This is a genomic window from Pseudomonas sp. MMS21 TM103, from assembly GCF_022132145.1.
In the GTDB taxonomy this organism is placed as follows: Bacteria; Pseudomonadota; Gammaproteobacteria; order Pseudomonadales; family Pseudomonadaceae; genus Aquipseudomonas.
Genome location: NZ_JAJISP010000004.1, coordinates 243,329 through 255,867 on the forward strand (window position 1 = coordinate 243,329; position 12,539 = coordinate 255,867).

Genomic DNA, 12,539 nt, shown 5'->3' on the forward strand with positions numbered 1-12,539 from the left:
TAGAATGCCCCCTTCCCCGCCACGACCAATGCCCCCGCCCATGACTGATTCGGCCCAGCACCCCGCCTCTAGCGTCGCCATCATCGGCGGCGGCCCCGCCGGCTTGATGGCCGCCGAAGTGCTGGCGCGGGCCGGGGTCAGGGTCGAGCTGTTCGATGCCATGCCCTCGGTCGGGCGCAAGTTCCTGCTGGCCGGGGTGGGCGGGATGAATATCACCCACTCCGAAGCCAAGGAGCCATTCCTCTCGCGCTACGCCGAGCGCCGCGCGGACATCGCCCGGCTGCTCGCCGAGTTCGATGCCGAGGCCCTGTGCAGCTGGATTCATGGCCTGGGAATCGACACCTTCGTCGGCACGTCCGGGCGGGTGTTTCCCACCGACATGAAGGCCGCGCCGCTGCTGCGTGCCTGGCTCAAGCGCCTGCGCGAACTGGGGGTGCAGATGCATACCCGCCATCGCTGGCTGGGCTGGCACCCTGACGGCGCCCTGCGCATCGCCGCGCCTGCCGGCGAAACCACGGTGCAGGCCGACGCGACCCTGCTGGCCCTCGGTGGCGGCAGCTGGGCGCGACTGGGTTCCGACGGCGCCTGGGTGCCACTGCTGCAGGCGCGCGGGGTCGAGATCAGGCCGCTGCAGGCGAGCAACTGCGGTTTCGAGGTGGCGGGCTGGAGCCCGTTGCTGCGCGACAAGTTCGCCGGCGCGCCGCTGAAGAACGTCAGCTTGCGCCTGGACGACGAAACGCCGCGCCCGGGCGAGTTCGTCCTCACCGCAGGCGGCGTCGAAGGCAGCCTGGTGTATGCCCTGTCGGCACGCATCCGTGAGCGCATCAACAGCCAGGGCACGGCCACGGTCTATCTCGACCTGCTGCCGCAGCGGCCGCTGGCCACGCTGCAAATGGCATTGGCCAAGCCACGCGGCTCGCACTCGATGGCCAAGCACCTGCACCGCCAGGTCGGCATCGACGGGGTCAAGGCTGCGCTGTTGCGCGAGCTGGCGCCGACCGACTGCTTCGCCGACCCGGCCCGCTTGGCCGCCGCGCTCAAGGCGCTGCCACTGACCCTGGTCAGGCCACGGCCACTGGACGAGGCGATCAGCACGGCCGGCGGCGTGGCCTTCGAGGCGCTGGACCCGCGGTTGATGCTCAAGCAACTGCCCGGGGTGTTCTGCGCCGGCGAGATGCTCGACTGGGAAGCGCCGACCGGCGGCTACCTGCTCACCGCCTGCTTCGCCAGCGGCCGGGCGGCGGGGTTGGGCATGCTGGAGTGGTTACAAAGCAAATGATAGCCGACGGACCGTAGGACGGTCCGGGCCGTAGGGCGGGACGGCGCGTTCCTCGTCGGCCCTAGGCTTTTCTGCCGCCCTTGGCCGGCTTGCCGCCGAAGCTCGGCACCTTGCGCACGGCCTTGACCGCAGGCGCGGCAGACTCGTCGCTTTCCAGCCAGCGGCCAAGGCTGGCGGATTTGCCGCCGCCGACCACTTTGGGTTTTTTCGGCTTCTTGGCTTTCTTCACCACCTGGCCGCCGGGCAGGGTCTGCGGCACGCGGTGGTCGGGAATGAAACCCGGCTCGTCGATGCGTTGCAGTACCTGCTGGGTCAGGGTCTCGATGGCCGCCAGCAGCTCCACCTCGTCGGCGCAGACCAGCGACACCGCTTGGCCCGTGGCGCCGGCACGACCGGTGCGGCCGATGCGGTGCACGTAGTCTTCGGCGACGGTCGGCAGGTCGAAGTTGACCACCAGCGGCATGTCGTCGATATCCAGGCCGCGGGCCGCCACGTCGGTGGCCACCAGCACCTTGACCTCGCCATCCTTGAAGCGTTGCAGGGCGCGCTGGCGGGTGGCCTGCGGCTTGTCGCCGTGAATCGCATCGGCGCTGATGCCATGGCGCTGCAATTCCCCTTCCAGCTCATCGACGCCCTTGCGGGTCTTGACGAACACCAGCGCCTGACTCCAGCGTTTGCTCTGGTACAGGTGCAGGAACAGCTCGCTCTTGCGCTTCTTGTCCACCGGCGTCAGCCACTGCTTGACCGACTTGGCCGCAGCGTTGCGCGGGCTGACCGAGATGCTCAGCGGCTCGTGCAGCATCTCGCTGGCCATGTCACGAATGGCTTCGGAGAAGGTTGCGGAAAACAGCAGGGTCTGGCGTTTTTTCGGCAGCGCGGCGAATACGTCCTGCAGCTCGCGGGCAAAACCCAGGTCGAGCATGCGGTCGGCTTCATCCAGCACCAGCACCTGCAGCTGGTTGAACTTCACCGCGTTCTGCCGGTAGAGGTCGAGCAGGCGCCCGGGGGTGGCGACCAGTACGTCGAGCCCCCTGCGCAGCTTCATCATCTGCGGGTTGATGCTGACCCCGCCGTACACCGCGTAGCTACGCAGCGGCAGGTCCTGGCCGTAGGTCAGAAAGCTCTGCTGCACCTGCTCGGCCAGCTCGCGAGTCGGCACCAGCACCAGGGCGCGCACCGAGTTGCTGGCCACCTGCGGCCCTTCCATCATCAGGCGCTGCAATAGCGGCAGGGCGAAGCCGGCGGTTTTGCCGGTGCCGGTCTGCGCCGCAGCCATCAGGTCGAGGCCCTTGAGGATCGGCGGAATGGCCTGGGCCTGCACCGGGGTGGGGGTGGCATAGCCGAGGCCGTCGAGGGTGCGTAGCAGGGGATCGATCAGGCCGAGGGAAGCGAAGGTCATGAGGGCAACCGGAACGTGGGACACGAATGTGCGAATGCGCGCAGTTTACCCTGCCCGGGAGCGGCGATCGCGTTTCTGTTGCACGGGTCGCGATTGGCATATGGGCCGGGGGACAGGTAGGGTGAAGCTCTATTTATGACCGAAACGGAAATCAACGGACCATGCAGATGACATCGAGATACGGATTCAGCGGGCGAGTGGCCGCCTTGTTGGTCATGGCCACGCTGCTCAGCGGCTGCGGCATCAACAACATTCCCACCTACGACGAACAGGTCAAGGCCGCCTGGTCCCAGGTGGAGAACCAATACCAGCGACGTGCCGACCTGGTCCCCAACCTGGTGGAAACCGTCAAGGGCTTCGCCAAGCAGGAGCAGGACACGCTGGTCGCGGTGACCGAGGCGCGCGCCAAGGCCACCTCCATCCAGGTGGATGCCAGCACCCTGGACAACCCGGAAAAAATGCGCCAGTTCCAGCAGGCCCAGGAACAACTGACTGGCGCCTTGAGCCGGTTGATGGCGGTCTCGGAGCGCTACCCGGACCTGAAGTCCAACCAGAACTTCCTGGCGTTGCAGTCCCAGCTGGAAGGCACGGAAAACCGCATCGCGGTGGCCCGGCGCGACTTCATCACCTCGGTCGAGCGCTACAACACCGAGATCCGCACCTTTCCCGGGCGCATCTGGCATAGCCTGATGTACAGCGACATGCCGCTGCGCGAGAACTTCGAGGCGACCACACCGGACGCGGAAAAAGCCCCGGAAGTGAAATTCTGATGGCAGTCACGCTACGCCTGCCGCTGCTCTTGCTGCTGTGCGCCTGTGCCTGGATGGCCCAGGCGCAGGAACCCGAGTTTCCGCCACTCAGCGGACGGGTGGTCGATCAGGCCGAGCTGCTCGATGCGCCAACCGAAGCGCGCCTGAGCCAACTGCTGGCGGCGCATGAGAAAGCCAGCGGCGAGCAAGTGGTGGTGGTCACCCTGCCAAACCTGCAAGGCGTTGCCATCGAGGACTTCGGCTATCAGCTGGGCCGGCACTGGGGCATCGGCCAGAAGGGCGAGGACAACGGCGCATTGCTGCTGGTCGCCCGCGACGAACGCAAGCTGCGCATCGAGGTCGGTTACGGCCTCGAAGGCCGCCTGACCGATGCGCAATCCTCGGTGATCATCAATCAGATCATCACCCCGGCCTTCAAGGCCGGTGATTACGCCAAGGGCATCAGCGACGGCGTGGCGGCGATCATCCAGGTGCTCGGCGGCGAGCCACTCGCCGCCAGCCCGCAACAGGAGGATAAAAAGGCCAAGGCGATCCCCTTCTTCGTCTTGCTGCTGCTCGTCATCGGCATGCTCGGTGGCGGACGCGGTGGCCGGCGTGGCCTGCTGCTCGGCGGGCTGTTGGCCGCCGGCATGGCCAGTGGCGGTTCGCGCGGCGGTTTCGGTGGCGGCGGTGGCGGATTTGGCGGTGGCGGCGGTGGTTTCGGTGGCGGCGGCGCTTCCGGCGGCTGGTAATTCAACTCAACGAGTAGACAGACCCAATGGCTTTACTGAATGAAAGCGAACAGCGCCAGGTCGCCGAGGCGATCAACGCGGTCGAGCGCGAGACCGATGCCGAACTGATCACTGTGCTGGCGGCCCAGGCGGACGACTACACCTACATCCCGCTGCTCTGGGCCAGCCTCGTGGCACTGCTGCTGCCCGGCGCGCTGAATTACTTTTTCGCCTGGCTGAGTGCCCAGGAGCTGCTGCTGGTGCAGTGGCTGACCTTCGCCGGGGTGAGCCTGCTGCTGCGCATCCCCGCGCTGACCACCCGCCTGATCCCCCGGGCGGTGCGCCACTGGAGGGCCTCCAACCTGGCGCGCCGGCAGTTTCTCGAGCACAACCTGCACCACACGACCGGGGCGACCGGCATGCTGATCTTCGTTTCGGAGGCCGAACACTATGTGGAGATTCTGGTCGACCGCGGCATTTCCAGCCGGCTGCCCGACGCCACCTGGCAGGCCATAGTCGCGGACTTCACCCAGCGGGTGAAACAGGGCCAGACCCTGGAAGGTTTTCTCGGCTGCATCCAGGCCTGCGGCGAGCAGCTCAAGCAGCACGTGCCGGCCACCCACGAACGCAACGAACTGCCCAACCACCTGGTGATCCTACCCTGACAATTTCAGGCAATCGAAGCGCTGCTGCCGGATCGAAGGCTAAAAGGGCCAGCAGCGTTATCTACACCACTCCCCTTGTTAACAGCGGCTGTTCAATCGCCCTGCTTACGGTTGATTGAAAAGTCTTTGTTCACCACCCGGATTTCTCGCTGCGGGAAGGGTATTTCATAACCATGTTCTTGTAGCGCTTCCAGAATCATCAACAGCAGGTCACCGCCCACACGGTTCTTACCGTCGTCGATGCCTTCCATCCAGAACTCGACGAACATGTTGATGCCGGAATCGCCAAAGCTGTCTATTTCACAATCGGGACGTTCCTCGAACGGCACGGCGTCGCCGCTGAACACCTGCGGATGGCTGGCAACTACCGCCTTGATAATCTCGACCAGCTTCCTGATGTCGGAATGATAGGCGACCGAGAAATCAACCCGATAACGTTGACTCTTGTCCTTGTGCGTCCAGTTGGTAAATATTTCGGCGATGAACTTTTCGTTCGGCACCACAATGTCTTTGCCATCGAATGTTTCCAGCGTGGTAGAGCGCATATTCAACTCGCGCACAATACCGGTGCGCCCGTCATCGAGCTCGACATAGTCGCCAATCGACACGGAGCGGTCCAACAGGATGATAATCCCGGATATGAAGTTGGACGCAATTGCCTGCAGCCCCAAGCCAATACCGACACCAATCGCCCCGCCAAACACCGCGAGCGTGGTCAGGTTGATGCCCATGACCTGCAAGATCAACAGGGAGATCAGGAAGAATATCGCCACCTCGAAAAGTTTCGCGGCCACTTCACGGGTGCGTATATCGAGGCTTTCCTGATGGGCGATGAATGTTCGCCCGGTTTTGCTGCTGATGCGCCCGAGCCAGAACAGCAGCGAACCGAAAATGGCCACGCGGGCGATACCGTAGACTGAAATCTCAATATTGCCGATGTTGACCGATATGGACTCGAGTATTGCGACCAAGTCACTGAGGATACCGAGCAGGTGCAGAAACAACAGCGGCATGCCCAGCCATTTGAATACCTCGGCCGCCAGCCGGTTCTGCACAAAGTTACGGATGACCGAATAAAACAGCAGCAATATGGCAACGGTCAGCGCTGACTGCACCAGCCAGCCCTGATGCAACACACTCTCACTCACTTCAACGGATATTCGCAACATCAAGATCGCGAGTACCGGAAAAATCAAACTGCCTACCTTGCCAATGAATTTACGCACGGGATGGGCCGCCGCCTCTTCCCGACTTACATCGAGGAAGGGGGCATATTTCCTGATGCGATTAGCCAGGCCCCAGGCCACCAGGTAGATCGCGAGAATAATGCCAACTTGCGTATAGATTTCCGGCTGGGAAAATGCCGCGCGGGCTGTATCAACAATGCTGTTAACCAGTTGAATGAGCTCGTCTATTATCATGTTGGCAACCCTGTATTCGACCTAATAGACGAGCCAGTCCCTCGACGTGTTGCTGTCGGGTTCCGGCTCAAGCGACCAGCGAACTACCAAACAGCCTAGTTACCCCTCACGCAAGCGTTGCAGTGTCTGCATCATCTTGGCCGCGGGGACCTTCTGTAGGCTGCACAGCAACGCATGGGAAACCCCGGCGATGCCATGCCGCTCGCGCAATAACGCGGCCATGAAGCAGGTCAGGTTGGCCGCCATTTCCGCATCGGCCAGCGCGCGGTGCGCCTGGCCGGTGTCCGGCAGTTGCGCCCAGCGATTCAGGGTACCGAGTTTGTGGTTGGGCGCCTGCGGCAACAGGCGGCGCGCCAGCAGCAACGAGCAGGCGAACGGCTGCACCCGCGTGCGCCGGATCAGCGCCAGCTCGGCATCCCAGAATTTCTGGTCGAAGGAGGCGTTATGCGCCAGCAAGGGAATGTCGCCGACGAAATCGGCCACCTCGTTCATCACCTGCGCCGCCGGCGGGGCGTTACGCAGCATGGCGTTGCTGATCCCGGTGAGCTGTTCGATGAAGGGCGGCACCCAGGCGCCGCTGTTCATCAGGCTCTGGTAACGCGCAACTATCTGCCCGCCTTCGACGATGACCACACCTATCTCGGTGGCGCGGGCCTGCTGCGCCGGCGACATGCCGGTGGTTTCAAAATCGAGGACGGCTATTGGAGCTTCGAGCATTTATCAGGTTCTCAACGACTATCAATTTCGCAACAACAGCGCACCTTCGATCGGCACATAACGACTGGCCGCACGGACCAGCGATTGCGCCGTCAGCCCCGGCACGCCGTAGGCCACGGCCTCGACCCCGTAACTGCTGCGGATCTTCTCCAGCAGCAGGTCGAAATCGCCATCGCCGGACGCCAGCACCACCTCGTCGACCCGCGGCGCGACGTCCATGATGTCGATGGTGATGCCCACATCCCAGTCGCCCTTGGCCGAGCCGTCGCTGCGCTGGATATAGGGCTTGAGCTTCACGGTAAAGCCGAGGTTGCGCAGGATCTGCTGGAACTGCTGCTGCTTGGCGTCGCCACGGTCGATGGCATAGGCATAGGCCTCGACGATCTCCCCGTGCTGACTGATGTCGGCCCAGAGCGCGGCATAGTCGAAGTGGCAGCCATAGGCCTGGCGCACGGTGTAATAGAGGTTCTGTACATCGGCGAATACGGCGATTTTCTTCACCAGCAATCCTCTTGGGGGTAACAAACGCCGCCCAGTATGCCAGATACGCCGGGCACGCTTGCCCGCATGCGCAACCTGGGCGCGCTGAATTTGGAGCGCATGGCGCGATCGGCTAGAGTGGCGCCCTGTTCACTCGACCGCGATCCCTGCCCATGAATGCGTTTGACGTCCTGCGCGATGCCTGGTTTTTCTTCAGCCACAACCTGCTGGCGATCGCCCGCCTGTGCTTGCCCCTGGTGGTACTCGAAGCTGTAGTGCAGCAGGTCGTCAGCGCTCAGCCCGGGAACCAAGCGGCGGTTTACAGCATCCTGGTGGGCCTGCTGTTCTATCCGCTGTACACCGCGGCGCTGATCCTGTTCCTCGATGCGCGCAGCCGGGGCGAAGCGCCAGCCAGCCGCGACCTGCTCGCCGCCAGCCTGCGCCTGTGGCCGAGCTTTGCCCTGCTGGCGGGCCTGAGCACCCTGGCGATCATGCTCGGCGCCTCGCTGTTCGTCCTGCCGGGCCTGTGGTTGATGATCAAGCTGGCATTCGCCGAGTACCTGCTGGTGCTGCGCGGGCTGAGCCCGGTACAGGCCCTGCATGAGAGTTTCGAGATAACCAGCGGCTATTTCTGGCCGATTCTGACCTGCGTGCTGTGCGTCATGCTGCCGCTGTGGTTGCTTGCCTGGGCCAGCCAGCCGGCCGAGGGCGCGCAACCGGATGTGCTGTTCAGCCTGCTGTTCGACAGCGCCAACGGCTTTCTGCAATTGTTCGCCACCGTGGTGCTGTTTCGCCTGTTCATGCTGCGCGCTACGTTGCCGTCAGTGGAATGAATCTGGGCGGCGCAGCGCAGATGGGGTTCGGCCCGCGATACCGACGGGCACACCAGCGCAGTGAGGTAGCGCAGGCCGGAACCGGCCTATGAACGGGACATCGAGCAGGCCTGAGCCCCTCACCTACTGCAGCCGCCTCCAGCCGCCCCCCGAATCTGCAGCAACCCGCGAGCCGCAGGCTGTCACTCGCCGCAGGCAGTCCACCGATGGTTCACTGGGACGACACACATTCGCCACCTCACGGTGGTCATGGTCACCCCCGCGATTCAACCACGGCGCGAGGGTTGCGGCTTCATGCCGGACAGGCGCGGCAGCAGCACCTGCTCGAACAGGCGCGGGAAGAATCGCGCCAGGATGCGCGCGCGCCAGTCGACGTTGGACAGGATCAACAAGCGCTTGCGCTTGAGCGCCGCCAGGTAGATGGCTTCGGCGACATCCTGCGGCGAGGCGACCTTACCCATTGCCAGCGGTGGCTGCGGGGCCACCGAACCGTCGCCGACCAGGGCGTTCTTGCGCAGGTCGGTGGCGGTAAAGCCGGGGCACACCAGCATCACGCTGACCCCGCTGTCCTTCAGTTCGTAGCGCAGGGTCTCGAACAGGCCATGCAGGGCATGCTTGCTGGCGTTGTAGGCGCTGCGATACAGCAACGGGGAGAACCCGGACAACGAACTGAGCACGATGATCTGCCCAGCGCGGGCAGTCAGGCTGGGTAGCGCCGCCTTGGTGCAATGCAGGGCGCCGAAGTAGTTGACCGCCATGACCCGCTGGAACACCGCGAGCTCGGTGTCGGCGAAGCTGCTGCGATGGGTAATCCCGGCATTGTTGACCAACACGTCGATCCCGCCAAAACGTTCGACGGCCAGGGCCACGGCACGCTGCACCGCCTCGGCATCGGCGACATCGCAGACCAGTCCCAGTGCCTCGGCGTTGTGATGATCGGCCAGGTGTTGCACCAGGCTGTCCAGCGCCGGCTGCTGCAGATCCAGGATCACCAGGCGCGCGCCGGCCTGGGCCAGGCGCACGGCCAGGGCGCGGCCGATACCGGCGCAGCCACCGGTGATCAACACCACCTTGCGATCGAATACTTTATTGGCGAAGACCTTGCGGTACATGGTTTGCCCCCCGGCTGTGCTTGGCTGCTGGTACTACAGCTTGTTATGACTACCGTCGCAACAGGGCGGCCTCTGGGTATGCTTGCAACCGCAAAAGTACAGGGTGTCACCCTGTTCGGCATGGTATTTCAGCGGCGTGATGCCCGTGCCTTTATGGCTGCCGTCGCAAAACGGCTGGCTAGCGCTGCGCCCGCACCGACACCAGAAATAGTCCTTTCCGGCCTGCACCTCAACGGCAAAGGGACCTCGTTGGGCAATCAGCGGCTCGGTCATGCTCACTCCTCACTTCAGCATACGAATCCACACCAGCAAAGTCGGCGGCACAGAGCCTCAGCCACCGGCGGCATGCCAGCCTCCTAGTTTTTTCAGCATAGTCCAGGCACTCCTTGCGCTGGCCTGGAATGCGGCAGCGGCAGCGCGGCGCCGTCTGGACATGGCCGGACGGCCCGATCGTCTCGCGCCACGCACCTGGCGCCGAAGCCCTGTGCGATGCGCTGGCCCGCACCTACGAGCACTTGCAGGCAACCGGTGAGCATCTGCGGTTGCCCTAGGCGCTGGTCTCTGCCCGTTACTTGCGTGGTTTGGCCCGTGCGGTGGGTTCGGCGATCAGCGGGTCGTCCGGCCAGTAGTGTTTGGGATAGCGGCCCTTGAGGTCCTTCTTCACCTCGCTGTAGGTGCTGCGCCAGAAGTTGCCCAGGTCCTGGGTCACCTGCACCGGACGCCGCGCCGGCGAGAGCAAATGCAGCTTGACCACTTGCCGCCCGCCGGCGATGCGTGGCGTCTCGGCCAGGCCGAACAGCTCCTGCAGACGCACCGCCAGCACCGGCGGCTGCTCGCTGTAATCCAGGCCGATGCGCGAGCCAGACGGCACCTGCAGGCTGCGCGGCGCCAGTTCGTCGAGGCGTTGCGGCAGCGGCCAGGGCAGCAGGTTCTTCAGCAAGCCGGGCAAATCCAGATTGGCGAAATGGCTGAGGCGCTTGACCTTGCCCAGATAGGGTTGCAACCAGTCTTCCAGGCTGGCGAGCAGCGCCGCATCGCTGACATCCGGCCACTCGCTGGCACCCTTAGCGGCCAGGTCCAGCGTGCGCAGCAAGGCCACCCGCGCCTGCCACTGGCGCAGCTCCGGGGTCCAGGGCAGCAGCGTCAGGCCCTTGCGCCGCACCAGGCCGAGCAGGGCGCGGCTGCGCGCGGTGTCATCCAGGCCGGTCAAGGGCTCGCGTTCGAGCACCAATTCGCCGACCTTGCGCTGGCGTTCGGCACGCAGCACGCCTTCACGCTCGTCCCAGTCCAGCTCCTCGTGCACGCTGACCTGTTCGGCCAGCACCGTCTCGAACAACTGCGGATCGAGGTCGGCGGCCAGGTAGATGCGTTCCTCGCGCTGGCCCTGGCGGCTGCCGAGATCGGCCAGCACCAGCCATTCATACTTCATCAGCGCATCGACCTCGGCAAACAGCGCCGCACGGCCATTGGCCAGCCGGTACTCGCCGCCCCCTGCCCGGCGCTGCCGGGCGACCCGGTCCGGGTAGGCGAACGCCAACAAGGCGCCGAGCCAGCGCGGATGTTCGGGATCGCTTACCGGGGAGGTCACGGCCGTGCGCTTGAGATAGCCGTGAAACTGCCGGGCCAACTGCCGCGCCCGCTGCACCCCGCCTTGGCCGGCACTCCGGTGGCTGCCACGCGCGGTCTTGCTCGCGCCGCCGAGCAGGGCCAGGCGGCTGTGCAAGTCCGCACCCGCGCCGCCTTGGCCGCCGCGCACAATATCGCGCTCGCCGAGCAAGGCGGCGAGGTCGCAGGCCAGCGCACCCAGGCCCAACGCCTGACCGCGCAGCAGCAGGTGGGCGATGCGCGGGTGCGCCGGCAATTCGGCCATGGCCTGGCCATGGCGCGTCAGTACCCCGCGCTCATCCAGCGCGCCCAGGCGGGTCAGCAGGTCCAGGGCCTGGGCATAAGCGGCGGCCGGTGGCGGATCGAGCCAGGCCAGTTCCGCCGGAGTCACGCCCCAGCGCGCCAACTGCAGGGCCAGGCCGGCCAGATCGGCCTGGAGGATTTCCGCCGCGGCATAGGCCGCGAGTTGCTCGTGCTGGTGCTGCGACCACAGGCGGTAACAGCTTCCCGGCTGCAGGCGCCCGGCTCGGCCGGCGCGCTGGGTGGCGCTGGCACGGGAAACCCGCTGGGTATCCAGGCGCGTCATGCCGCTGCCCGGATCGAAGCGCGGCACCCGCGCCAGGCCGGCGTCCACCACCACGCGCACGCCGTCGATGGTCAGGCTGGTCTCGGCGATATTGGTCGCCAAGACCACCTTGCGCGTGCCGGCGGGCGCCGGCTCGATGGCCGCGCGCTGGGCACTGAGGTCGAGTTCGCCATGCAGCGGACACAGGAGGATCTCGCTGCGCCCGGCCAAGGCCTCGGCCAACTGGTCATTGACCCGGCGGATCTCCGCCTGCCCGGGGAGAAAGACCAATAGGCTGCCCGGCTCGTCGGCCAGCGCCTGCAACACCGTCTGCACCACCCTGGGTTCGAGCCACTCGCCGGGCTGATAAGGCGCACCCCAGCGCAGTTCTACCGGGAACATACGCCCCTCGCTGCGCAGCACCGGCGCATCGTCGAGCAGCGCGGCCAGTTTTTCGCCTTCAAGGGTTGCCGACATCAGCAGCACCTTGAGCGCCGGCTCGGCGGAATCCTCGCCGCGCAACATGCTGCGACCGTTAAGGCACAGGGCCAGGGCCAGGTCGGCATCCAGGCTGCGCTCGTGGAATTCGTCGAAGATCACCAAACCGACCCCCTCCAGCGCCGGGTCGTCCTGCAGACGGCGGGCAAGGATGCCCTCGGTGACCACCTCGATGCGGGTGCGCGGGCCGACCTTGCTGTCCAGGCGGATGCGGTAGCCGACGGTCTCGCCAACCGCCTCGCCCAGCTGGCTGGCCAGGCGTTCGGCGGCGGCACGCGCGGCCAGGCGGCGCGGTTCGAGCATGATGATGCGTTGCCCGGCCAGCCAGGGTTCGTCGAGCAGGGCCAGCGGCACGCGGGTGGTCTTGCCGGCGCCGGGCGGGGCCTCCAGCACGGCCTCATGGCGGCTCGCCAGGGCTTGGCGCAGCGCAGGTAACAGGACGTCGATAGGCAAGGAATTCATGAAGGCTCCAATCTGGCCGGCGA

12 protein-coding genes are annotated in these 12,539 nt (G+C 65.3%); 5 read left to right on the forward strand and 7 right to left on the reverse strand.

Annotated features, from left to right (window positions below; all coding sequences use genetic code 11):
- Positions 1-40: 40 nt before the first annotated feature.
- Positions 41-1,279, forward strand: coding sequence for a TIGR03862 family flavoprotein (locus LJY18_RS14570; protein ID WP_238042542.1), 1,239 nt, complete (start codon positions 41-43; stop codon positions 1,277-1,279).
- A 61-nt stretch (positions 1,280-1,340) separates the two neighbouring features.
- Here the strand turns inward: LJY18_RS14570 and LJY18_RS14575 are convergent, their stop codons facing one another.
- The gene (locus tag LJY18_RS14575; RefSeq protein ID WP_238042543.1) at positions 1,341-2,678 is read right to left on the reverse strand and encodes a DEAD/DEAH box helicase; all 1,338 of its coding nucleotides are present in this window, start codon (positions 2,676-2,678) and stop codon (positions 1,341-1,343) included.
- Positions 2,679-2,845: 167 nt separating this feature from the next.
- Between LJY18_RS14575 and LJY18_RS14580 the strand changes: the two genes are divergently transcribed.
- The 3 genes from LJY18_RS14580 to LJY18_RS14590 are packed head-to-tail and all read left to right on the forward strand — an operon-like array spanning position 2,846 to position 4,823.
- Positions 2,846-3,448: a LemA family protein gene (locus LJY18_RS14580; RefSeq protein WP_238042544.1), complete on the forward strand. Its 603-nt coding sequence runs from the start codon at positions 2,846-2,848 to the stop codon at positions 3,446-3,448.
- Positions 3,448-4,179 (forward strand): TPM domain-containing protein, encoded by a 732-nt coding sequence (locus tag LJY18_RS14585; RefSeq protein WP_442964494.1) that lies wholly within the window; start codon positions 3,448-3,450, stop codon positions 4,177-4,179. Before LJY18_RS14580 ends, LJY18_RS14585 begins: the two co-directional genes overlap by 1 nt.
- A gap of 26 nt (positions 4,180-4,205) precedes the next feature.
- Positions 4,206-4,823: a TPM domain-containing protein gene (locus LJY18_RS14590; protein ID WP_238042545.1), complete on the forward strand. Its 618-nt coding sequence runs from the start codon at positions 4,206-4,208 to the stop codon at positions 4,821-4,823.
- Between the two features lie 92 nt (positions 4,824-4,915).
- Here the strand turns inward: LJY18_RS14590 and LJY18_RS14595 are convergent, their stop codons facing one another.
- The 3 genes from LJY18_RS14595 to LJY18_RS14605 all read right to left on the reverse strand — a co-directional run bounded on the left by LJY18_RS14595 (position 4,916) and on the right by LJY18_RS14605 (position 7,462).
- Entirely contained in the window at positions 4,916-6,244 is a 1,329-nt protein-coding gene (locus tag LJY18_RS14595) for a mechanosensitive ion channel family protein (RefSeq protein ID WP_238042546.1), read from the reverse strand.
- A gap of 99 nt (positions 6,245-6,343) precedes the next feature.
- Positions 6,344-6,961, reverse strand: coding sequence for a 3'-5' exonuclease (locus LJY18_RS14600; protein WP_238042547.1), 618 nt, complete (start codon positions 6,959-6,961; stop codon positions 6,344-6,346).
- A gap of 21 nt (positions 6,962-6,982) precedes the next feature.
- A complete protein-coding gene (locus LJY18_RS14605) occupies positions 6,983-7,462 on the reverse strand; it encodes an NYN domain-containing protein (protein ID WP_238042548.1) in 480 nt (159 codons plus the stop codon).
- A gap of 152 nt (positions 7,463-7,614) precedes the next feature.
- Here LJY18_RS14605 and LJY18_RS14610 point away from each other — a divergent pair, with 152 nt between their 5' ends.
- Positions 7,615-8,274, forward strand: coding sequence for a YciC family protein (locus tag LJY18_RS14610; RefSeq protein WP_238042549.1), 660 nt, complete (start codon positions 7,615-7,617; stop codon positions 8,272-8,274).
- 266 nt (positions 8,275-8,540) lie between these two features.
- Here LJY18_RS14610 and LJY18_RS14615 read toward each other — a convergent pair whose 3' ends face one another.
- The 3 genes from LJY18_RS14615 to hrpB form a co-directional block, all read right to left on the reverse strand.
- Complete coding sequence (locus LJY18_RS14615; RefSeq protein WP_238042550.1) at positions 8,541-9,386, reverse strand: SDR family oxidoreductase; 846 nt, start codon at positions 9,384-9,386, stop codon at positions 8,541-8,543.
- A gap of 33 nt (positions 9,387-9,419) precedes the next feature.
- Positions 9,420-9,659, reverse strand: coding sequence for a CDGSH iron-sulfur domain-containing protein (locus LJY18_RS14620; protein ID WP_238042551.1), 240 nt, complete (start codon positions 9,657-9,659; stop codon positions 9,420-9,422).
- Positions 9,660-9,954: 295 nt separating this feature from the next.
- Entirely contained in the window at positions 9,955-12,516 is a 2,562-nt protein-coding gene (gene hrpB, locus LJY18_RS14625) for an ATP-dependent helicase HrpB (protein ID WP_238042552.1), read from the reverse strand.
- Positions 12,517-12,539: the final 23 nt, after the last annotated feature.